This is a genomic window from Bacillus sp. AR13-1 (assembly GCF_008042285.1).
Lineage (GTDB): Bacteria > Bacillota > Bacilli > Bacillales > Bacillaceae_G > Bacillus_A > Bacillus_A mycoides.
The window spans coordinates 107,345-130,087 of the sequence record NZ_QNUA01000001.1 but is presented as its reverse complement, the minus strand read 5'-3'; the positions used below and the strand labels follow the sequence as shown (position 1 = coordinate 130,087).

At 32.2% G+C, this 22,743-nt stretch carries 20 protein-coding genes; all 20 read left to right on the top strand.

Annotation, left to right across the window (positions count from 1 at the left end; translation table 11 throughout):
- Positions 1-3: 3 nt before the first annotated feature.
- The 20 genes from DN408_RS00685 (at position 4) to DN408_RS00590 (ending at position 22,738) form a co-directional block, all read left to right on the top strand.
- Positions 4-1,161 (top strand): glycosyltransferase family 4 protein, encoded by a 1,158-nt coding sequence (locus DN408_RS00685; protein ID WP_050000627.1) that lies wholly within the window; start codon positions 4-6, stop codon positions 1,159-1,161.
- Complete coding sequence (locus DN408_RS00680; protein WP_002128605.1) at positions 1,146-2,255, top strand: glycosyltransferase family 1 protein; 1,110 nt, start codon at positions 1,146-1,148, stop codon at positions 2,253-2,255. Before DN408_RS00685 ends, DN408_RS00680 begins: the two co-directional genes overlap by 16 nt.
- 5 nt (positions 2,256-2,260) lie before the next feature.
- A complete protein-coding gene (locus DN408_RS00675) occupies positions 2,261-3,154 on the top strand; it encodes a glycosyltransferase family 2 protein (RefSeq protein ID WP_002128603.1) in 894 nt (297 codons plus the stop codon).
- A 35-nt stretch (positions 3,155-3,189) separates the two neighbouring features.
- Positions 3,190-4,251 carry an EpsG family protein gene (locus DN408_RS00670; protein ID WP_078178276.1) on the top strand — a complete coding sequence of 354 codons (1,062 nt, stop codon included), beginning with the start codon at positions 3,190-3,192 and terminating at the stop codon, positions 4,249-4,251.
- 35 nt (positions 4,252-4,286) lie between these two features.
- The gene (locus DN408_RS00665) at positions 4,287-5,459 is read left to right on the top strand and encodes a glycosyltransferase family 1 protein (RefSeq protein ID WP_002128602.1); all 1,173 of its coding nucleotides are present in this window, start codon (positions 4,287-4,289) and stop codon (positions 5,457-5,459) included.
- A gap of 119 nt (positions 5,460-5,578) precedes the next feature.
- Positions 5,579-6,787 carry a glycosyltransferase gene (locus DN408_RS00660; protein WP_002014461.1) on the top strand — a complete coding sequence of 403 codons (1,209 nt, stop codon included), beginning with the start codon at positions 5,579-5,581 and terminating at the stop codon, positions 6,785-6,787.
- Positions 6,788-6,850: 63 nt separating this feature from the next.
- Positions 6,851-7,819 carry a polysaccharide pyruvyl transferase family protein gene (locus DN408_RS00655; protein WP_078178275.1) on the top strand — a complete coding sequence of 323 codons (969 nt, stop codon included), beginning with the start codon at positions 6,851-6,853 and terminating at the stop codon, positions 7,817-7,819.
- Between the two features lie 43 nt (positions 7,820-7,862).
- A complete protein-coding gene (locus tag DN408_RS00650) occupies positions 7,863-9,131 on the top strand; it encodes a hypothetical protein (RefSeq protein ID WP_016120649.1) in 1,269 nt (422 codons plus the stop codon).
- Between the two features lie 18 nt (positions 9,132-9,149).
- Positions 9,150-10,709, top strand: a complete 1,560-nt coding sequence (locus DN408_RS00645; protein ID WP_016120648.1) for a lipopolysaccharide biosynthesis protein — start codon at positions 9,150-9,152, stop codon at positions 10,707-10,709.
- Positions 10,710-11,043: 334 nt separating this feature from the next.
- A complete protein-coding gene (locus tag DN408_RS00640) occupies positions 11,044-13,278 on the top strand; it encodes a right-handed parallel beta-helix repeat-containing protein (RefSeq protein ID WP_147739916.1) in 2,235 nt (744 codons plus the stop codon).
- Between the two features lie 615 nt (positions 13,279-13,893).
- Entirely contained in the window at positions 13,894-14,499 is a 606-nt protein-coding gene (locus DN408_RS00635) for a sugar transferase (RefSeq protein ID WP_002128595.1), read from the top strand.
- Positions 14,486-15,463 carry an ATP-grasp domain-containing protein gene (locus DN408_RS00630; protein ID WP_033729827.1) on the top strand — a complete coding sequence of 326 codons (978 nt, stop codon included), beginning with the start codon at positions 14,486-14,488 and terminating at the stop codon, positions 15,461-15,463. The genes DN408_RS00635 and DN408_RS00630 overlap by 14 nt, the downstream gene beginning before the upstream one ends.
- 1 nt (position 15,464) lies before the next feature.
- Complete coding sequence (locus DN408_RS00625) at positions 15,465-16,160, top strand: HAD family hydrolase (protein WP_002128593.1); 696 nt, start codon at positions 15,465-15,467, stop codon at positions 16,158-16,160.
- 30 nt (positions 16,161-16,190) lie between these two features.
- On the top strand, positions 16,191-17,354 hold the full coding sequence (locus tag DN408_RS00620) for an aminotransferase class I/II-fold pyridoxal phosphate-dependent enzyme (protein WP_050000629.1): 1,164 nt from the start codon (positions 16,191-16,193) through the stop codon (positions 17,352-17,354).
- A 287-nt stretch (positions 17,355-17,641) separates the two neighbouring features.
- Entirely contained in the window at positions 17,642-19,579 is a 1,938-nt protein-coding gene (locus DN408_RS00615; RefSeq protein WP_147739915.1) for a lasso peptide isopeptide bond-forming cyclase, read from the top strand.
- A 15-nt stretch (positions 19,580-19,594) separates the two neighbouring features.
- Positions 19,595-19,720, top strand: a complete 126-nt coding sequence (locus DN408_RS00610; protein WP_000712621.1) for a paeninodin family lasso peptide — start codon at positions 19,595-19,597, stop codon at positions 19,718-19,720.
- A 76-nt stretch (positions 19,721-19,796) separates the two neighbouring features.
- The gene (locus DN408_RS00605) at positions 19,797-20,768 is read left to right on the top strand and encodes an aldolase (RefSeq protein WP_002128587.1); all 972 of its coding nucleotides are present in this window, start codon (positions 19,797-19,799) and stop codon (positions 20,766-20,768) included.
- Positions 20,731-21,039 (top strand): lasso peptide biosynthesis PqqD family chaperone, encoded by a 309-nt coding sequence (locus tag DN408_RS00600; protein ID WP_002128586.1) that lies wholly within the window; start codon positions 20,731-20,733, stop codon positions 21,037-21,039. The genes DN408_RS00605 and DN408_RS00600 overlap by 38 nt, the downstream gene beginning before the upstream one ends.
- A gap of 36 nt (positions 21,040-21,075) precedes the next feature.
- Positions 21,076-21,549, top strand: coding sequence for a lasso peptide biosynthesis B2 protein (locus DN408_RS00595; protein WP_033713202.1), 474 nt, complete (start codon positions 21,076-21,078; stop codon positions 21,547-21,549).
- A 1-nt stretch (position 21,550) separates the two neighbouring features.
- The gene (locus DN408_RS00590; RefSeq protein WP_002128583.1) at positions 21,551-22,738 is read left to right on the top strand and encodes a nucleotidyltransferase domain-containing protein; all 1,188 of its coding nucleotides are present in this window, start codon (positions 21,551-21,553) and stop codon (positions 22,736-22,738) included.
- Positions 22,739-22,743: the final 5 nt, after the last annotated feature.

Below are 22,743 nucleotides of genomic sequence, written 5' to 3'. Positions count from 1 at the left end.
GGGATGGTGTCTAAAAAAGTTCTGTTTTGTGCAACTGTAGATTATCATTTTAAGGCTTTTCATTTACCGTATTTGAAATGGTTTTCAGAACAAGGATGGGAAGTACATGTTGCAGCGAATGGGAATATACATCTTCCGTACGTAACTCGAAAATATAATATTCCTATTCAAAGGTCACCTCTTAGTATACAAAACATCCACGCATATAAAAAACTAAAATCAATTATTGATCAAAATAAATATCATATCATTCATTGTCATACGCCTATGGGAGGAGTAATTGCTCGTTTAGCTGCTCAGAAAGCCAGGCGGCAAGGAACGAAAGTCGTATATACAGCACATGGATTTCACTTTTGTAAAGGATCACCGTATATGAATTGGTTGCTTTATTATCCGATTGAAAGAATTCTAGCTTCTCATACGGATTGTCTAATAACAATTAACCAAGAAGATTATGATTTAGCAGTTAAACATCGCTTTCCAGTGAAAGATATTAAGCTAGTTCACGGTGTAGGAATAGATGTACAACGGTTTACTCTTGTAACTGAAATTGAGAAACGAGAATTAAAGCTACAATGTGGCTATAAATCAGAAGATTTTTTAATGTTTTATGCTGCTGAATTTAATAAGAATAAAAATCAAAGCTTTTTAATCCGTGTATTGGCACAATTAAAAAATGAAATGCCACATGCGAAGCTTTTGCTTGCTGGAGAAGGACCGTTAATGGAAGAGTGCAAAAAAATAACGACTCAACTAGGCGTGAGTAATATGGTTCACTTTCTTGGTTATAGAAATGATATAGCCTCTTTGTTACAGATGTCTGATCTTGCAGTTGCATCGAGTTACCGGGAAGGTTTACCAGTTAATATTATGGAAGCTATGGCTTGTGGAATTCCGGTTATCGCTACGGACAATCGGGGACATAGGGAGCTAATTATTAGTAATAAAAATGGTTGGATTATAGATCGTGATGATATAAAGACGATGTCTGAAAGAATAAATACTATTTCTAAAAATACTAAATTACAAGCTCAGTTTGGACAGTGTGGACGTACTATTATTACAAGTGAATATTCAGTTAACGAAGTGTTGAAAGAGAAACAAGAAATTTATACAACATATATGGATGGAATGGAGGATTTAAATTGGGCACTCCATTGAGAGTATTACATGTAGTCGTAAATATGAATAGAGGCGGAGCCGAAACTTTAATTATGAATTTATATCGCAATATAGATCGTTCCAAAGTTCAATTTGATTTTTTAACATGTAAAGAAGGAGTGTTTGATGAAGAAATAGTAAAGTTGGGCGGAAAAGTTCATAGAATTCCATATGTTACGGATGTTGGTCATAGAGGCTATATAAAGGCATTAAATACCTTCTTTAGCTCTCATCCGCAATATAAAATCGTTCATTCACATATGGATAAAATGAGTGGATTGGTACTTCGTTCAGCTAAAAAAGCAAGGGTGCCAGTTAGGATTGCACATAGTCACAATACTAGTAGTGAAGGTGGTGCTACTGCAAAAATCTATAAATGGTATGCAGGAAAATCTATAGGTACATGTGCAACGCATTTGTTAGCATGCTCAAATGCAGCTGCGAGATGGTTATTTGCAGATAAAGCTGATACAGCTAGAATCTTAAAAAATGGAATTGATTGTGATAGATTTTTGTTCATTCCAGAAATGAGAAAACATGTAAGAGAAGAATTACAGCTTGAGCAAGACGCTCTTGTTATTGGCCATGTTGGAAGATTTGCTCATCAAAAAAATCATGCTTACCTTATAGAAGTATTTGCGCAGTTAACTCGATTTAGGCCGAATTCAATTCTTTTATTAGCTGGCGAAGGGCCACTTCGTATGGAAATTGAAAATCAAGTGAGGGAATTAAATTTGGAGAAGCATATAAGGTTTCTTGGGATACGAGCTGATATAGAAAGGATACTTCAAGCATTTGATGTATTTGTTTTTCCATCCATACATGAGGGATTGCCACTTACTCTCATAGAGGCGCAAGGAGTTGGTTTGCCTTGTATTATATCGGATGCTATTACGAAAGAAGTGGATTTGGGAATGAATCTAGTTGAACATGTTCCTCTAGCAGATAAAATGGCTTGGATAGAAAAAATGAAAAATATAGAAATTAGTAATTTTCCGAGGGAAATACCAGCTCAAGTATTTTTGGAGAAAGGCTACGATATAAAACATACGGCAGAATTAACTCACGACTATTATTCCGTACTTTCGAGGTGAGTAATTTGGAGAATTTAACGATTTTCACCCCTACTTATAATAGAGCATATTGTCTTACAAATTGTTATGAGAGTTTAAAACGTCAAACATGTAAGAATTTTATTTGGTTAATAATAGATGATGGATCTAGTGATAACACAAAAGAATTGGTGGATAGCTGGATTGCTGAAAAATATATAAAAATTATGTATCATTGGCAACAAAATCAAGGGATGCATGGTGCTCACAATACAGCATACGAAATGATTGATACGGAGTTAAATATTTGTATTGATTCTGATGATTATATGCCAGACGATGCTGTAGAAAAAATCCTTTCTTTTTGGAGTAGATATGGGAATGATGAAGTTAGTGGGATAATTGGATTGGATTTGTATACAAATGGGCAAATAATTGGCTCAAAGTTACCAGAAAACCTTAAATATTCCACGTTGTTTAATCTTTACAACAAACATGGTGTCACAGGTGATAAAAAATTGGTCTATCGCACAGAATTGACTAAGAAATATCCATACCCAATTTTTAAAAATGAAAAATATGTTGGGTTAGCATATAAATATTATATGTTAGATCAGCAGTATGAGATGTTACTGATGAACGAACCTCTTTGCTATGTTGAATACATGCCTGACGGTTCATCAATGAATATGCTAAATCAATATCGTAAAAATCCAAGAGGTTTTGCTTTTTATCGTAAGGAACTTATGAAATTACCATTTACTAATCGAGTATTCAAGTATAGGCAAGCTGTACATTATGTATCTAGTAGTTTTATAGCGAAAAATAAAAGATTTATGCAAGAGTCGCCATGCAAAGGTCTTACGATTTGCGCATTGCCATTTGGAGTTATTCTTTATAGTTACATTACAATGAAAACAAGAATGGAAGTAAATATATAGGGATTTACTTAGTAAGTAAATGAGAGGACATAATAATGACTATACTTTGGATGAATCTTTTTATCGTATTCATACTCGCATTTTTTGCAAGGTATTTTGCTATACCTGTAACTAATAATTTTACATTGATAAAGCCAAATAGATTATTGGTTTTAATGGCGGCTCTATCACTTGTATTGGTAGCGGGACTTCGGAATAATATTGGGGATACTTATTTTTATATGCATGCATATAAAATAACGGAGTTTAATTGGGAGTATGTTCAAACTAACAAAGACATGGGCTTTAATATTTTTCAAATGGTTTTGAAAAAATATGCGGATGATCCTCAAGTAATGGTTTTTACTACAGCATTGATAACAAATGTACTCATTGTAGCAACACTATATAAATATTCAAGACTAATTGAATTGAGTTTATATGTTTATATTACGTCGGGTATGTATTTAACATCAATGAATGGGATTAGGCAATATTTAGCCGCTGCAATTATTTTTGCTGCCACAAAATATATTTTTGAAGGAAAATGGAAAAAATATATGGCAATTGTATTATGCGCATCAACATTTCATGCAAGTGCATTAGTTCTTGTGCCAATCTACTTTTTTGTAAGAAAAAAAGCCTGGTCAGGAACGACATATTTGCTTCTTTTTTTAGCAGTATGTGTAGTTATAGGTTTTAATCAGTTTTCGGAAGTTTTATTTTCGGCAATTGGAAATACTCAATATGGTCAATATAAGGAATTTCATGAAGGTGGTGCCAATATACTTAGGGTTGCTGTGAGTATAGTGCCAATTATACTGGCTTACCTTGGGAAAGATAAAATGAGGGCGTTATTCCCTGAAAGTGATTATATTGTAAATATGTCTATATTAGGTCTTGTTTTTATGATTATTTCAACACAAAATTGGATATTTGCTAGATTCTCCATATATTTTGGATTGTATCAGTTAATATTAATTTCTTGGGTTGTGAAGTCATTTACAGATAAAGATCAAAAGTTGATTTATTATGCAGTTCTAGTGTGCTATTTTATTTATTTTGTATATGAACATGTAATTACTCTGGGAATTATCTATAAGAGTAACCTACTTTGATAATAAAGTGCAAGATGCTGGGAGAGGATTGTTAAATGGGGATAGATTCTAAGCTTAGACCTAAAAATAAAAAGAAGGTTTTACACATTGTCAGCGCTCTGAATCGCGGGGGAGCTGAAACGTTACTAATGAATATATATAGGAAAATAGATAAGAGGCAGCTTCAGTTTGATTTTGTATCTCATCGAAATGAGAAAAATGATTATGAAGATGAAATAATGGCGTTAGGTGGGAGAATATATAAGGTACCTAGTTTAGGACAAATAGGACCTTTTTCCTATGTTAAAGAACTTGTGAAAATTATGTCGGATAATCAATATGAAGTTGTACATGCACATACGGATTATCAAGGTGGTTTCGTTGCTGTAGCGGCAAAAATAGCTGGTATAAAAAAGAGGATTTGTCATTCGCATAGTAATAATTGGCCACAAGACTCTGGAATAAAAGCAAGAGTTATCCTAAAGGTTTTGCAATCTATTATTAAATATGCTGGAACTAATTATTGTGCGTGCAGCGTTGAAGCAGCACGTTTTTTATTTGGCGAAAGGATGCTTCATAGTGAGAGGATAGAACTAATTAAAAACGGTATAGATATTAATCAATTTACTGATATAGACGCTGGGAGTAGTGTCAGCGTAAGAAGGGAACTTAATATACCGAATGCAACAAAATTAATAGGACATATAGGAAGTTTTTCAGAGTCAAAGAATCATATTTTTATCCTAAAAGTTTTAAAGCAAATTTTAAAACGAGATTCAAATTTTGTTGCTATTTTAGTAGGAGATGGCCCGTTAAGGATTTCTATTGAATTAAAAGCAAAGCAATTAGGGATTTTTGAAAATATTAGATTTTTGGGGGTTAGGAAGGATATTCCACGACTCATGAAGAGTTTTGATGTTTTTATTTTTCCTTCTTTGTTTGAGGGGTTTGGTATTGTAACTTTAGAAGCGCAATCTGCAGGTGTACCATGTGTTGTAGCAGATACGCTACCTAATAATACTGATATGGGGTTAGGGATAATGTCATTTGTTGACTTAGATGAAGAAATTGAAATATGGTGTAAAGAAATTTATAAAGCCTTGTTAAAAGAAAGACCTGACAGGGAATTTATAATTAACAATATATCGAAATTAGGCTTTGATATTAACGATAACATTTACGAGTGGCTATCGTTATATGGAATTGTGCGCAAGGAAGAAATAGGATAATCTAATTTATTTTCATTTTATATGTCTGATGTATAAGGAGATTTGTTGAGCGTAACAGCAAAATACAAATATAAAATGAGGAAGAGAAATCAATAATAGATTTTGTGAGGTATCCTATAATGAAAAAGAAAAGAATATTAATTACATCTTTTGATATGGAAATTGGTGGAGTAGAAAGAAGTTTGATTGGTTTATTAAATACAATTGATTACAGTAAGTATGATATAGATTTAATGTTATTTAAACATGAAGGTGGATTTTTCTCTTTACTACCTAAAGAGCCGAATTTATTAGAGGAATTGCAACAATATACTACTTTTAGAAAATCAATTAAGCAGATATTACAAGAAGGGCATTACTCAATTGGGATTACTAGGATAATAGGGAGAATTATGGGCGTTATGCATGGGCGATATGTAAATAGTAAAGAACCTGGATACTTCGTCATTCAATATGGATGGAGAATATCTCTTCCATTTCTTCCAAAGTTGAGAGAAGAGTACGATGTTGCGATAAGTTTTTTATGGCCGCATTATTTTATAGGGGATAAAGTTCGAGCGAAAAGAAAAATTGGGTGGATTCATACTGATTATTCGAACATACAACTTAACAAAGAAATGGAATGTAAAATGTGGAGGAAAATGGATGATATTGTGGCGGTTTCCGAAAGTTGTAGAGATACATTCCTGAATAGTCTGCCTTATATTAATAAAAAGGTGCAAGTGATAGAAAATATAATAGATTCTGAATTTGTTCGCGAACAATCTAATGAAGGAGATATTACTCAGGAAATACCAATAAATAGAGAGCGAATCAAGTTAGTTACTGTTGCTAGACTTTCTCATGCTAAGGGAATTGATGACGCTATATATGCGCTTAGAAAACTATTAGATCAAGGGTATGATATCGAGTGGTACATAGTTGGATATGGGCCTCAAGAAGCGGAACTTAAATTGTTGATAGATAAATTAGGACTTCAAGATGAATTTGTTTTACTAGGTAAGAAGATTAATCCGTATCCGTACATAAAAGCATGTGATATTTATGTACAACCTTCTAGATACGAAGGGAAGGCAGTAACAGTTCGGGAAGCGCAAATTCTTAAGAAACCAGTATTAATAACTAATTTTTCAACTGCCAAAAGTCAGCTGGAGAACGGGGTAGATGGATATATTTGTCCAATGGGTATAAAGGGAATTGTCGAAGGAATAAAAAAAATGATTGATGATGTTGAATTCAGAAGTGAAATTGTTAATAATGTAAGCCAAAAAAATTATGGTAATGAAATAGAAGTGGAAAAGATATATAGGTTAATTGAATTAGAATAGATTAAGTTATAAAACTAAAAAATCTTTTACTATTTATAAAAGATACTTGGGGGAATTATTTTTATGGAGAATGTTTTAGTATTAGATACATCGGTAGGTTCTCTTAACAAGGGTGACGATATAATAATGAAGTGTGTAAAGCATCATCTTTCTGATATAACTAAAAATGCATATGTTTTAACATTACCTACTCATGTTTCACCTTTTCATTGGTACCAAGTAGCGAGAAAATCAAATAGGGTAAAGATTTATAGTGATGCGAAATATAAGTTTGTAGGTGGTTCGAATTTGCTAGCAATGGATATGTTTACGCACTTTCCGCAGTGGAATATTAATATATTTAATTATGGTCCTTTAAAGGGGAGTATTCTGGTTGGAGTTGGTGCAGGAAAAGGGAATAAAATAAATCCCTATACAAAAATGTTATATAGAAAAGTTTTATCACATGAATATATACATAGCGTTAGAGATGAAAGAACAAAAAAAATTTTAGAAGAAATGGGCTTTAAAGCTCTAAATACTGGTTGTGCAACTTTGTGGTCTTTTACGCATGATTTTTGTAGGGGAATTCCAAGTGGAAAATCGGAATCGGTTGTTTTTACACTAACCCATCATTCTAAAAATCGTGAAAAAGATCAATTATTGATAGATACACTTAACAAAAGTTATGAAAATGTCTATTTTTGGATACAAGACGCTGGTGATTTTGAATATTTAAAAAATTTAGAGGGTATACAGGACATAAAAATTATACCTCCTACTATAGAGGCGTATGAAAAAATCCTAAATACAGCCGTCGATTATATTGGAACACGTTTACATGGCGGCATATTTGCTATGCGTCATAAAAAACGTGCAATAATTATCTCCATAGATGAAAGAGCTAAGGGGATGGGCGAAACGTATAATTTAAATCTGATTGATAGAGAAGATTTAAATAATCTTGAAAAAATGATAAATTCAGAGTTTATCACGGATGTTCAAGTGAATTTTGATGTAGTAAATCAATGGTTAAAACAGTTCTCTAATTAATAAATGTACTTTGATAAAAATGGCGATTTATTAGGAGGCTCAAATGAATAGTATAATTCTCGATAAAATTGTCGTAAGAAATAATAGAGTTGATTATTCTTTTAGTATTAAGGGGGATTTACAAAAGTATTTTAAGACAAGTAATCATATGTTTCTTGAATATAACTATGATGTATCTGATATCCCTTTAAGTATTTTGGCTATTCCGTTTGTTGCAAATGTAGTTCCTCTTGTATGGATTACTAATTCAACAATAGTAATAAATGAACTAGATAAATCTTTTTATATTTGTTTAAATAATATAAAAAATGCATATCAAAACATGTTTCCTGGTGTGAAATTTAAAGGATCCGTGGATGTAGGAGAAATTATTGATAATGTTTACATTCCGGAATTTGAAGCGGCATCTTTATTTAGTGGGGGATTAGATGCACTTACTACATTTATAAGAATAAAAGATAAAAAACCCTTGCTAGTTACTGAATATGGATGGCATGAAAATGAAATAGAGGGTAGTAAAGTATGGGAGGCAGATAAAGAAAATGCCATAAATTTTGTAAAGGATAATGGACTAGAAAATATTTTTATACAATCCAACTATGGGACCTTTATAATTGCAGGGAACATTGACCATGATTTTAGAGAAAAGTTAAACGATACATGGTGGCATGGATTGCATCATGGTCTAGCTATAATATCTGCAGCTATTCCAATAGCTTTTAAACTTAAGATAAAATGTATATACATTGCAAGCTCTAATTCTCCATTATATCAAGTTACTTGTGCATCTGATCCAACTGTGGATAATGAAATAAAATATGCATCTGGAACAGTATTTCATGATGGATACGAACTTACTAGGCAAGAAAAGATTAAAGTTGTTGTGGACCATTATTCAGCTAGTAAAGAACCTGTTAATATCAGGGTATGTTTTAAAAATGAAGAAAATTGTTGTAAATGTGAAAAATGTTTAAGAACAATTATGGGAATTATTGCTGAAGGGAGAGATCCTCGTGAATATGGTTTTAATATTCCAAGTAATCTTTATCAGTACGTTAAAACTTCTTTAAATAGTGAGGTGAAGTTTTTTACTAATACATTCATTGAAATGTATTGGAATTTAATCCAAGTGCGAATGAAACAAAATTGTGATTGTATTACAGATAAAAATTTACTAAATTGGTTTCTAGATTATGATTTCAAGGCGCAACGAAGAAAAGCGTTATTAAAATACAGGATAACAAAGTTTTTCCCTATTTTAAAAAGGAAGATTAGTGCCAAATTTAGTAGAGTGGGTACGCAAAACAACTAAAATATAGAAGGTATTACGATGAGAATACAAAATTCCTTAAAAAATATTTTATTCGGTTTGTCTGGACAAATAATTAGTATTGGCATGGGATTTGTTGTTCGAACTGTTTTTATTTATACACTCGGTATAGAATATTTAGGTGTGGATGGGCTTTTTACAAGTATACTATTGATGTTTTCCCTAGCTAATTTAGGCTTTGATACAGCTATAATTTATAGTTTATATAGGCCATTAGCTGAGAAGGATATCTATAAAATACAGGCATTAATGAATTTATATCAAAAAGCATACAGATTAATAGGAGTAGTAGTTTTATTATTAGGGTTATCTCTATTACCATTTCTTGATTATTTAGTGAATGCAGATACTATGATTAAAGACATTAACATTATCTATCTTTTATTTTTAATAAGTTCGGTGTCATCATATTATTTTGTATATAAGCAATCTATTATTATTGCTGATCAAAGTAACTATATCATTTCTAAAATACACACTTTGTTCATAATTATATCTAACGCATTACAAATTGTTTTATTAATAATTATTAGTGATTACATTGTAGTACTGATAGTTCAATTAACATTGAAAGTAATTGAGAATGTATATATTGCAAATAAGGCAAATAAATTATATCCATTTTTAAAAGAAAAAAATAATGCGAAATTATCTAAGGCAGACAGACGAGAGTTTTTTGAGAATTTGTATTCCTTGTTACTATATAAAATTAGTGGTGTAGTAATTAATGCAACAGATAATATAATTATATCGAAATTCATTGGAATTATTTGGGTTGGTGTGTATTCAAATTATTTGTTGATCTTAAATACATTAAATACCTTATTAGGCTATTTGTTTTATTCTATCACTGCTAGTGTTGGAAATTTGAATGTGAAAGAAAATGCAGAAAAAAAATATTTTATTTTTCGTGTAATTAACTTTTTTAATTTTTGGATATATGGATTTTGTACAGTTTGCCTTTGGAATTTGATAAATCCATTTATAACACTCTGGTTAGGTGAGGAATATGTGTTTAATAAGTATGTATTATTTTTCATATTACTTAATTTTTTCACTTCAGGAATGCAAAATACAACTACAATTTTTAGAGAAACCACAGGTTTATTTAAAAAAGGGAAGTATAGACCTATCATAGCGGCAATTATAAATATTGTAGTTTCTATAATTCTCGCGAAACAAATAGGAATAGCAGGAGTGCTTTTAGGGACTGTTATTAGTAGATTATGTACTTACTTTTGGTATGATCCTTATATTATATTTAAAATGATTTTTAAAAAATCTGTAAAAGTATATTTTATTAGATATATTTTGTTTGTAGTGCTTGTATTATTTTCTGTTATAGCAACGGATTTTATTGGTTATATTTTTCACATAAATATATTTATGGACATGGTAATACGTAGTATTTTGTGCCTGATTATTCCGAATTTGATCTTTTGGATGGTATTTAAAGAGGCGGAAGAGTATAGATATTTCCTTAATTTAACCCGAATATTAATAAAAAAAATAAAGTCGAAAATATTAACTCGGAAAGTTTCGAATGATAATTATCCATAAATTATTATTTTATTTTTTCCATATCACAGTAAAGAATGCTTTATTTACGGAAGAGATTTTAGGTTGTTCTGAAAATAATAGTAGGGGAGTTATGTATAAAGAGCATAGTGTCTTTTTAATAAAATTGTAAGTTTAAATAGTATAAATAAAAGGGTATTGAAATAAAAACAGCTAGTAAGAATAGATCTATTTAGGAAGGAGAAAGGAATTGTGAAAAGACTTTCTAAATAATGGATCTCTAAAAACAATAAAAAGTGATGTTACTTCTCTTATATCCAATCAATTTACCTTATGAAACATAAGATGTAGAAAAGCAAAAAAGAGGTGTGAATTGATGTGGAGAAGAAGGGATAATCTTGGGAATTTGAATGATTTAGATTTGGTGTCCAAGCCTCCTTTTCATAATGACATTTTAACTTATGATAGTACGCAATTAAAATGGATTCCAAAATCATTTGAAGCTACAAATTCTACAAGTATATATGTATTAGAATTAGATAGATGGGATGTTAAGAATGATGGGACTGATGCTATCAATACTTCCAAAGGTATTAATAATGCTTTAGTTTGGGCGGCTCAACAAGGTTATACGGAAGTTGTGTTACCTAGAGGAATATATTTGATTGATAAACAAACACCCATCGAACCACCAAGTCATTTAACTTTGAATCTAAACGGTTCAACATTAAAAATGGAAACAAATAATTTGACTGGATATGCAATTATAAGTTTTCGTAGAAATCAAGTATATTCTAGGATAACAAATGGTATTATCCAAGGAGATAGATATACACATGATTATTCTAGTGGGGGAACACATGAGGCAGGGTACGGCATTGAATTGGGGAGTTTTACTCCACCTGCTGATGGGGGGAACAATACACGGTTTGTATCTTTAGATAATCTAGATATTTTAGATTGTACAGGAGATGCCATTACACTGAACAGTACTTTTGGGCAGATTTCACCTTTTCCTACAGCATTAGCAAGTTCATTTGAACAGGGAGCAATTAATACAACAGATGGTTCATTAGTAAGTAGTACAACAAAGATACGTTCCAATTTGCAAATTGATATGACCCAAATGGCTATTGTAAAGTATGGTTACTTTGGATTATATGGAAATGGATTTGGAGCATTGGGTTCTGAAATAAAATGCGATTATTATGATGTCATTTTTTACACTTCAAATAATATATTTTTATCTTCAAAAACCAATGTACAATTCTTTGATGAAGTAGAAGTCCCTAATGGAGTAAGTTATGCTAAAATTGTTTTGCATCAAGGGAATGTTCCTGCTCCTGCAAATTGTTTAATAAATGTTCGGGTGCCTTCTTTTTCACAATATACTTATATAGAAAAATGTAATTTACATGATTGCCGTAGACAAGGGATTAGTGTATGTGGGGCAAAGAATGTATATATTCGAGATAATGATATTCATCACATCGCAGGTACCAATCCACAAAGTGGACTAGATATTGAAGATGGATATGATTTAAATCAATATATATACATTGAAAGAAATAATTTTCATGATAATAAAAATTATAATATTATTGTTGTAAATGGGAAATTTATCTATATATCGAATAATTCTATTATGAATACCATTTCAAATGCTTATGTTGGGCTATCTATTAATGGTGGTGCAGATAGGGTAATCGTAACAGGGAATAATATCCGATTAACCAAGGTCTCTTTGTTAGGAGATGTTATTTTTTCCAATAATTATGTATACGGAGCGCAAGTAAATGTTCAAGGTGTATATGTAAATCGACCTATTAATATATTAGATAATATTTTTTCTAATAGTAAAATGATTATTGATACCCCCTTTCCATATGCGGTTAAAGTTGATTCCTGTCGCTTTATAAACGATGCAGATAAACTAAATTCCTTGTCATCATTGTATCAGTGGACATTAGAGATGAAAAATGAGCCGCAAACTATCTCAAATTGTATATTTGAAGGACAAGACGTTTTGTATTTAAATTATGTACCAGTAGGAACAGTTAAATCAGGATGGATATTTGAAAATATTATATTTAATAATGTTAAAAACCCAACCTTAGTTGCAGGGACATATACAAATTGCTTTTTTAAGGACGTAACCTTTTTGGGGATAACAAGTACAGGAAGCACTTTAGAATTAAAAGATTGCAAGTTCTTTAGTATAGATAGAAATAACACGTTATTTACAGTGAATAACCTCAAAGCATTCAAGATGATGGATTGTCATATAGAAAAACCAAATGGTACGGTCTTGAATATTCAAAATGTATCTGATGAAATAGTGTTAGGGGGAAATACTATAAAAATTACAAATGATACTCTTCAGAGAGCTATTATTGTTTTGGATGCAGCGTTTACTGGTAAGCAAGTGATAATTCAAAATAATATTATAAATTCCACAAATTTGATGCAAGTTGGGATAGATAATAGAACAACGAGTATTACACCCCTAGTAGTAATTCAAAACAACGTGTTGAATAATGCGAAAATTACAATTACAGGGAGGGAATTTCTGCAAGGGAATATAGTTAATGGTGTAATAGATCCAAATTAATGCATGGTGATAATTAAATTTGAATAGTTTCAAAAAATTATGAGAAATGAAGTAGAGTGGCTCTTAATAAATATGTCCATAAAGTATTATATAATGGTACATGGAAGGATTTTGTCCAATGTAATTATTCGAAATAGTCTAATTCCTAATAGATAATAGGTTTATTGACTTTTAGTTACTACTATAGAATAGAGAAAAGCTATTATGTTTTTATAAACATAATAGCTTTTTATTATTACGTTAACTGCATACTAAAAAATAGTGTGTAGGAGAATTTTTAAATAATAAATGGATTTTTTAATATACTACTAAGCGTTGTTTATAAAACTGTGTTTGTGAATATATTTTTTGAGATTTTTACAGTGTGTAATAGTCTCTTGGATAAGCATTTGGAAAAATATATTTTGCACCTATGTGTATTGCTTTCTTCTACTTATTAAGTTTTAAAGCTGTGTACTATAGAAAATGTTTGCAGGTGATAAGTAAAGAGAAATTGAATACAATTCTTTAATTACAACTTAAGAATACTTGATTTCAATCCGTAATGAATACTTTGTAGATTATTTAACTTTGGAAAAGCATTTGTAATAATTTAAGATGGGGGAATGATTGGTAATGAAGAGACTGTTTGATATCTTTATTTCTTTATTATTATTAATTTGCTTTTTTTTCGTTATTCTTTTAGTAGCAATTATAGTTAAAACTCAGATAGGATCACCCATTTTATTTAGACAACAACGTCCAGGGTTACATGGAAAACCTTTTTATCTTTATAAATTTCGTACGATGACCAATGAGCGAGATCGTAATGGGGAGCTGTTACAAGATCATGCTAGATTAACTAAAGTTGGAAAATTTCTTAGAAAATATAGTTTAGACGAATTACCACAATTAATAAATGTGCTAAAAGGTCAATTAAGTTTGGTGGGCCCCCGCCCATTATTAATAGAATATATGCCTTTATATTCGAAAGAGCAAGCTAAAAGGCATAATGTAAGACCCGGAATCACTGGATGGGCTCAAGTTAATGGAAGAAATAGTATCTCATGGGATGAGAAATTTAAATTAGATGTATGGTATGTTGAGAATCAAAGTTTTCTTTTAGATTTGAAAATTTTATATCTAACTTTTAGTAAGGTTTTAAAGTCGGAAGGGATAACAAATAATAAGCATGTGACTATGCCAGTTTTTAAGGGGGGAATCGAGCATGGGGGGGAATAAAATGAATATTTTGTTTACTAGCTCTGGTAGGAGGGTCACCTTAATTAAAAAATTTAAGGAAGTACTTAAACAAGAAGGAATCAAAGGAAAAATCTTTACTGCAGACTTAAAAGAAACTGCTCCCACCATTTACTTTAGCGATAAGCATTTTATTGTTCCGCGTGTAAATGAAGAGGGATATATAAATGAATTATTAAAAATATGTAAATCTGAAATGATAAATCTAATAATTCCGTTAATTGATACAGAATTAACCCTTATGGCTAATAATTCGAAGGTTTTCGAAGGTATTGGTGTAAAAGTATTAGTTTCTAGTATGGAATTAAATAAGATTGCTAATAACAAAAAATACACATATAACTTTTTTGCATCTAATAATATACCAACACCTAGAGTATATAGTGATGAAGAGATTGGAAGAAAAGAATATCAATTTCCACTATTAATTAAACCTTATGATGGCAGTTCTAGTAAAGGTGTAACAAAAATAATGAATGAAAAGGAATTGGAATTTTTTAAGGATTATATACCTAACGCTATGATACAAGAGTACGTTTCAGGAGAAGAATACACTATAGATGTCATGGTAGATTTCTGTGGGAATATAAAAACAATCGTTCCTAGATTGCGTATAGAGACACGAGCAGGTGAGGTAAGTAAAGGTATAACCAAGAAGGATTTTGATATCATCCAAGCAGCAGAAACTGTAATAAAAGCTCTTCCTAATCCTATTGGGTGTATTACTTTACAATGTTTTAAAAAGGAGGATGGACAAATTACGTTTATTGAAATAAACCCTCGTTTTGGAGGAGGAATACCACTATCAATAGAAGCAGGAGCGAATTTTCCACTTTGGACAATTAAAATGTGTCAGGGGGAAGTCTTTATAGATAAGGACTTTAATTGGAGAGAAAATTTAACAATGCTTAGATATGATGAAGCGGTTTTTATGGAGAGTATTTAAGATGATGATTAAAGCAATTGTTTTTGATATGGATGATACTTTATATAAAGAGAAAGATTATGTTGTAAGTGGTTTTAAAGCAGTGGATGATTGGATTAAAGAAAAGTATAAGAAAACCGGATTTTATAATATTGCAATTCAATTATTCGATTCGGGGGAAAGAAGGTTCGTGTTTAATGAAACACTAGAAAAGTTAAACATTCCTTACGATGAAAAATTGATTAGTAATTTGATAGAACAGTATAGGTTTCATAAACCAGATATTCAATTGTTGGATGAAGCGGATTGGGTACTAAATAATTTAGTTAATACCGTTAAAATAGGACTTATTTCAGACGGATATTTAGTTGCCCAAGAAAAGAAAATTAATGCATTAAAGTTAAAAGAGAGATTTCATTCGATAATTCTCACTGATGAGCTGGGAAAAGAATATTGGAAGCCGAGCCAAATTCCTTATGAAAAAATAAGTAAGGAACTACAGGTGCCTCATCAGCAATGTGTCTATATAGGAGATAATTTAAGTAAGGATTTTATAACAGCCAAGAAATTGAAATGGTTAACGATCCATATTAATAGAGAAGGTGGAATTCACCATAATCTTATAGTTGAGCAAGCTTATAAAGCACATTATACAATTGATAATTTAAGGAGATTATCTGATATATCTGTATTAGAGCATATGTTTTTAGATACATAGTATTTAAATATGTATAAAGGATGTGTTTACATGCACACAGTTCAGCATAAAAAGCGAATTTACCTTTCCTCTCCGCACATGAGTAGGAATGAACAAAAATATATTCAAAATGCATTTGATACAAACTGGATTGCCCCTCTTGGCCCAAATGTTGATGGATTTGAAAGAGAACTTGCATCTTTTGTAGGAGTGAAAGGTGGGGCTGCAGTTAGTTCAGGTACGGCTGCTATTCATTTAGCTTTGCGATTATTAGATGTCCAAAAGGGAGATACAGTGTTTTGTTCAAGTTTTACTTTTGTAGCGAGTGCGAATCCGATTGTTTATTTGGGAGCTGAACCAGTATTTATTGACTCAGAACCGGAAACATGGAATATGTCACCGAATGCATTGGCACATGCATTGTATGAAGCTAATAAAGTGGGGAAATTACCAAAGGCTATCATTCTTGTTCATTTATATGGTCAGAGTGCTAAACTAGATGAAATTCTTTCACTTTGTAATCAATATAATGTTCCTATAGTTGAGGATGCAGCAGAATCTCTTGGATCTACATATAAAGGAAAAGCAAGCGGTACATTTGGGAGGTTTGGGGTTTATTCATTTAACGGAAATAAAATCATTACAACTTCAGGTGGTGGAATGCTAGTTTCTAATGATGTAGAAGCATTAGAAAGAGCGAGGTTTTTAGCGACACAAGCAAAGGATCCAGCTCCACATTATGAGCATAGTGAGATAGGTTACAATTATAGAATGAGTAATATATTAGCTGGTGTTGGGAGAGGGCAATTAGAAGTGTTAGAAGATAGAGTGAGGACTAGAAGGTGTATATATAAACGGTATTATGAAGCACTATCTCACATGCCAGGATTTTATTTTATGCCTGAATTAGAAAATACTCGCTCTAATCGTTGGCTTACTACATTGACAATTGATGAAAAGGAATCCGGGATCTCTATTGGGAAATTGTTGAGAACTTTAGCAGAAGAGAATATTGAAGCGCGTCCTATGTGGAAGCCACTTCATATGCAGTCGCTCTTTAAAGAGAAGAAGTATTATCCGCATAGCAAAAATGAAGATGTGTCGCAGTACCTATTTCAAAGTGGGATTTGTTTGCCTTCAGGATCTAATATGTTAGCTGAAGATCAACAAAGGGTAATTCAAGGTATTTTAAAAGCTGTAGAATGGAAGAATTAAAAGTAAGTAAAAGTGGAATTAGATTTGTATACGTACCACCATTTGTTCTTTATAATGAATTTTTAAGGGAATTGTTTGGGGACATTCAGTTTCAATTGACATAAAAAAGGGATAATTATAGGCTTTTAATATCTATATCTTAGTCTGAAAGTAAATTTAAGCATGTAATTGAGAAAGTAATAAAACAAATAATTTCGTTCGTTAAAAAGAATGATAAAGAGGTATGTTTAACGAATTTAATATGTAAATAGTATTTGTAGTAACTTTTCATATATTAGGAGGAAGAAATGAGCGCTATAGCTGGCATTATCCACTTTACTAATGAGCCTGTATCAATTGAGAACGGAAGAGAAGTAATGAGTCGTTTATACAAATATCCTGCCGATGATATTCAAATATGGCACAAAGAAAATGCTTTTCTAGGATGTCATGCACAATGGATTACACCAGAGTCAGTTGGTGAACAATTACCCTTTTATAATTATGAAAAGCAACTGGCAATTACAGCAGATGCTATTATTGATAATCGTGATGAGTTATTTGAAAAACTACAAGTGGATTATTCGGATAGAAAAAACATGACAGATAGCGAGTTAATTTTACTCTCTTATCAGAAATGGGGGGAAGCGGCTCCAAAATATTTGGTAGGCGATTTTGCCTTTATGATTTGGGATGAGAAAAAACAAACTCTTTTTGGTGCCAGAGATTTTTCAGGAAGTCGGACACTTTATTTTTATCGTGGTGAGGAAAAATTTACTTTTTGTACTATTATAAATCCGTTATTTTCTCTACCATATGTTGAGAAGAAATTGAATAAGCAGTGGATTGCTGAATTTCTAGCTATACCTGTAAATTTCGAATCGGTAGATCCACAGTTAACAGTTTACAAATATATAGAACAAGTGCCTCCATCACACACTATTTTGGTAAAGGAAGGCGAAGTGAAGTTTTCGCGATACTATACACCAACTGTTGGGGAAATGCTTAATTTAAAATCAAATGAAGAGTATGAAGAGGCGTTTCGAGAGGTGTATCAAAGTGCAGTGAAGGCACGTTTACGAACACATCACCAAGTAGGAGCTCATTTGAGCGGAGGGCTAGACTCAGGTTCTGTCGTTAGTTTTGCTGCAAGTGATTTACGGGCTGAAAATAAAAAATTACATACGTACAGTTATGTTCCAGTAGAAGGATTTGAAGATTGGACACACAAAGGTAGAATAGCTGACGAAAGACCATTTATTCAATCGACTGTCGAGCATGTAGGGAATATACAGGATTATTATTTAGAATTGCCGGAGAGAAGCCCACTATCGGAAATTGATGATTGGCTGGAAACAATGGAGATGCCATATAAATTTTTTGAGAATACTTTTTGGTTGAGTGGAGTTTATGAAAAAGCATCTCAGAATGGAATAGGAGTACTTCTTAGTGGTCAAAGAGGTAATTGGACAGTATCGTGGGGACCTATTTTAGATTACCAGGCAATGTTATTGAAAAAGCTACATTGGATTCGTTTTTATCGTGAACTACATTTATATAGTAGAAATATAGGAGTGAAAAAATCACGTGTTTTTGAAGTGGTAAGACGAAAGGCATTTCCATTTTTGCATCAGTTACTTTTTTCAGGGAAACAAGATGCAAATTCCGCAATAATTAATCCGGAATTTGCAAGGGAAATGAATGTTTTTGACAGACTCAGAGAACAAGACATCGATATAACAGGCACCTCTATCTCTAATGCATATGACATGAAAAGAGAACAGTTTGAAAAACCATATTATTGGAGCATAAATGGAACGTATGAAACGAAATTATCATTACGTTATGCTTTATGGGATCGTGATCCCACAAATGACTTACGATTGATTCAATTTTGTTTGTCAGTTCCAGAAGAACAGTATGTTCAAAATGGTTTGGATCGAGCCCTGATCCGGAGAGCCACAAAGAATTTCCTTCCTGATAAAGTACGATTGAATCAACGGGTTCGAGGTATTCAAGGTGCAGATGGTGTTTACCGCATGGCTCCTTTTTGGAATGAATTTATTGAGGAAGTTGAAGAACTTAGTGTAGATCCAGTAATTTCTGAATTTCTAAATGTCGAGGTAATTAAGAAAGCTATCTCAAAAATTTGTAAAGAACCTCGACCAGAATATGCATTTGATGTAGATTTTAGAATTTTAATGCGTAGCTTAATCTTCTATCGATTTATAAAAAAAGCAATGTGAAAGGAGGTGATACGTATGAAAAAGGAATGGAAACAACCTGTATTAGAAGTACTTAATATTAATATGACTATGGCGGGGCCTGGGCATAAATATCCAGATGCTGTTCAACCTGACCCAGATGATCCAGTGAAGTACAGTTAAGTCATTGGAAAAATAAAGCTCTTATATAGCTTTATTATATAAGAGCTTTCAAAAAATTGACAATGTGGGGGATAGGATGTTTGATTCTATGGGGAATGTGTTATATCAAGCCTTCGGGTTAAAAATAGTAAGTGAAATCCCATTACCTGAATTGTCTCAGCTGAATGAAAAAAAAGAGATGGCGGATGTTCAAGTTGAAATAACTGATTTGTCAGAACAGTGGGGTGAATATAGCGCAGAAAAGCAAAAAACGATAGTAGTGGAGGATGATATAGTTATGTTTCATGTTCCTCAAACTGCAATATTCGCTATACAATCAGGTGAGAAAATCACCTTTTCACCTATGGCAAATGCAGAAGAAGATAAAATTCGACTATATATTTTGGGAACTTGTATGGGGGCGCTTTTAATGCAACGTAAAATACTCCCATTGCATGGGAGTGTAATTGCTATAGATGGGAAAGCATATGCATTAATTGGTGATTCAGGAGCTGGAAAATCAACGTTAGCCTCGGCTTTTTTGAATAAAGGATATAAGCTTTTAAGTGATGATGTAGTTGCTGTGTCCCTTTTGAATAAAAATACTGCAATAGTTCATCCTTCTTACGCACAACAAAAATTATGGCAAGAGAGCATAAATGAGTTAGGAATGGAAGTAGCGCAATTTAGCCCTTTATTTGAAAGGGAAACGAAGTATGCTGTTCCTGTGAATTCTCAATTCTTTCCTGATCCATTACCTCTTGCTGGTGTTATTGAATTAGTAAAAACGCAGGGAGAAGATATCGAGATGACCCGTATAGAAGGGCTCGCACGCTTGTATAAATTATACCGCCATACTTTTAGGAATTCTTTGATTTCTAAATTAGGATTGATGGAATGGCATTTTGAAACTTCATCTAATATTGCAAGTGGAATGGAAATATTTCAAGTAAGCCGCCCGGCTTCAAGATTTACAGCTCATGAGCTTGTGGAAGTTATTTTAAATACTATACAGAAAGGGAGTATGGTTGATGGTTGTCCACTCGAGAAAAATATCATTAGAACATAACGTTGTCCAAAGTAAGGGTAATATAGTAAGCGATATGGATGGAGAAAAAGTTATGTTAAATGTCCAGAAAGGAAATTACTATAACTTAGGTGAAATAGGCGGAGAAATATGGGAGCTTATTGAAAAGCCAATAATAATTAATCAGCTTGTTACTATGCTAGTATCTAACTATGATATTGAACGAAAAGATTGTGAAGAGCAAGTTCTTTCCTTTTTAGAGTGTTTGTTTCAAGAAGGGTTAATTCAAATAAAAGATCAGCCTAATAGATAGATTCGTAATTTCAAAAGAACTGTTAGGAAGGGATTAATAAATATTGTGAAAAGGTTAAGGATGTTTTTATCACTAAACATGAAAACAAAGCTCTTATTTTTAGAGGCTTTTATTTTTTTAGGATGGGCACGTGTACTAAAAAATATTACATTTTCCAAAGTTGCACCTTCTTTAGGGGATTACATGAGTGAAACCTCAAGTACTCATATTCAACCGCACGGAGATACGCTAAAAAAGGTGTCCGAAGCAATTTCTATTATGAGTCGTTATACTTTTTGGGAAAGTCAATGTCTCGTTAAAGCTATAGCTGGGATGAAAATGCTCGAAAAACGTCACATTGAGAGTACTCTTTATTTAGGAACTGCTAAGGATAGTCATGGTGAATTAATTGCGCATGCATGGTTACGGAGCGGTTCTTTTTATGTTACTGGATCAGAAGGAATGGAGAAATTTACTGTCGTTGGATCATTTGCAAAGAGGTTAAGTGAGGACACTATTAAAGGAGAGTAAAATGGAGAAAGATTTTGGTCTTAATGTAGAGTTCATGTCTAAGGAATTGAAACTTCTTTTTGCAATTTTGAAGTTACAAGATGACGAAACAATGCAAACTTACAGTAATGAATGGTTTTCGGATATTGATTGGGAAGTATTTCTTGAGCAAGCCGTGCATCATCGCGTTTATCCGGTGATATATCAAAAACTTAAACAGGTGGACAAGGAGCTGATTCCTTCACATATTGTACAAACCTTGACTAGAAAATATAAAAGAAATACATTTCAAATGCTTTATTTAAGTGCTGAAATGGAACGAATAAATAAATTATGTAATGAAAATGAGATTCGTACGATTTTTCTAAAAGGGCCTGTACTATCTCAGGACTTATATGGAGATCTTTCTTTACGAACATCCTGTGATTTGGACGTTCTCATCCCTATTCAAAATTTAGAAAAAGCAGAAAAACTACTTTTAGAGCAAGGGTATGTGAAAGATGATTATATTCAAACGATATTAAGTGATTGGAAATGGAGGCATCACCATATAACATTTTTCCACCCAACAAGGCGGATCAAACTTGAAATTCATTGGAGATTAAATCCCGGACCGGGTAAGGAACCTGGGTTTGAAGAGCTTTGGAAGCGAAAGAGAAAAAGTACACTTACGAGTAATTCGGTATATATGTTAGGGAAGGAAGACTTATTTTTATTTCTTGTATCTCATGGTGCCAGACATGGTTGGTCCAGGCTACGTTGGTTAGTAGACATAAAAAAAATTGTCGATCAAGATCTTAATTGGAGTGAGATTCATAAATTAATGAGAAAATATCAAATGCTTCATTTAGGAGGACAAGCGTTAATTTTGGCATCTCAATTGCTAGGTGTACGACTAGATGAAAGAATGATGGAATTAGTAACTAAAAAACATTCAAAACAGTTAGCGCAAGAAGCGTTGTTTTATTTCAAGCAAATGATAAACTTGCATACCGACCCTGTGCCAGAAGAAGTACTTGCTTATCATAGTCGACATTTATTTTCACTAATGTCTAATCAGCAAAAGATTTTATATATTATGAGCCAACTATATCCTTATCCAATTGATGCAAAAACATTGCCGTTACCTAAATTCCTTCATTTTTTATATTTTCCTTTACGTCCGTTTCTATGTCTTTGGAGGAAAACAAAGAAGCTTGCTTTGTTATAGGGGGA

What these genes read in the sequence shown, in the direction of transcription:
- DN408_RS00685 (WP_050000627.1), top strand. Translation starts at nt 4, where the DNA reads ATGGTGTCTAAAAAAGTTCTGTTTTGTGCAACTGTAGATTATCATTTT.
- DN408_RS00670 (WP_078178276.1), top strand. Translation starts at nt 3,190, where the DNA reads ATGACTATACTTTGGATGAATCTTTTTATCGTATTCATACTCGCATTT.
- DN408_RS00665 (WP_002128602.1), top strand. Translation starts at nt 4,287, where the DNA reads ATGGGGATAGATTCTAAGCTTAGACCTAAAAATAAAAAGAAGGTTTTA.
- DN408_RS00660 (WP_002014461.1), top strand. Translation starts at nt 5,579, where the DNA reads ATGAAAAAGAAAAGAATATTAATTACATCTTTTGATATGGAAATTGGT.
- DN408_RS00655 (WP_078178275.1), top strand. Translation starts at nt 6,851, where the DNA reads ATGGAGAATGTTTTAGTATTAGATACATCGGTAGGTTCTCTTAACAAG.
- DN408_RS00650 (WP_016120649.1), top strand. Translation starts at nt 7,863, where the DNA reads ATGAATAGTATAATTCTCGATAAAATTGTCGTAAGAAATAATAGAGTT.
- DN408_RS00645 (WP_016120648.1), top strand. Translation starts at nt 9,150, where the DNA reads ATGAGAATACAAAATTCCTTAAAAAATATTTTATTCGGTTTGTCTGGA.
- DN408_RS00640 (WP_147739916.1), top strand. Translation starts at nt 11,044, where the DNA reads ATGTGGAGAAGAAGGGATAATCTTGGGAATTTGAATGATTTAGATTTG.
- DN408_RS00635 (WP_002128595.1), top strand. Translation starts at nt 13,894, where the DNA reads ATGAAGAGACTGTTTGATATCTTTATTTCTTTATTATTATTAATTTGC.
- DN408_RS00630 (WP_033729827.1), top strand. Translation starts at nt 14,486, where the DNA reads ATGGGGGGGAATAAAATGAATATTTTGTTTACTAGCTCTGGTAGGAGG.
- DN408_RS00625 (WP_002128593.1), top strand. Translation starts at nt 15,465, where the DNA reads ATGATGATTAAAGCAATTGTTTTTGATATGGATGATACTTTATATAAA.
- DN408_RS00620 (WP_050000629.1), top strand. Translation starts at nt 16,191, where the DNA reads ATGCACACAGTTCAGCATAAAAAGCGAATTTACCTTTCCTCTCCGCAC.
- DN408_RS00615 (WP_147739915.1), top strand. Translation starts at nt 17,642, where the DNA reads ATGAGCGCTATAGCTGGCATTATCCACTTTACTAATGAGCCTGTATCA.
- DN408_RS00610 (WP_000712621.1), top strand. Translation starts at nt 19,595, where the DNA reads ATGAAAAAGGAATGGAAACAACCTGTATTAGAAGTACTTAATATTAAT.
- DN408_RS00605 (WP_002128587.1), top strand. Translation starts at nt 19,797, where the DNA reads ATGTTTGATTCTATGGGGAATGTGTTATATCAAGCCTTCGGGTTAAAA.
- DN408_RS00600 (WP_002128586.1), top strand. Translation starts at nt 20,731, where the DNA reads ATGGTTGTCCACTCGAGAAAAATATCATTAGAACATAACGTTGTCCAA.
- DN408_RS00590 (WP_002128583.1), top strand. Translation starts at nt 21,551, where the DNA reads ATGGAGAAAGATTTTGGTCTTAATGTAGAGTTCATGTCTAAGGAATTG.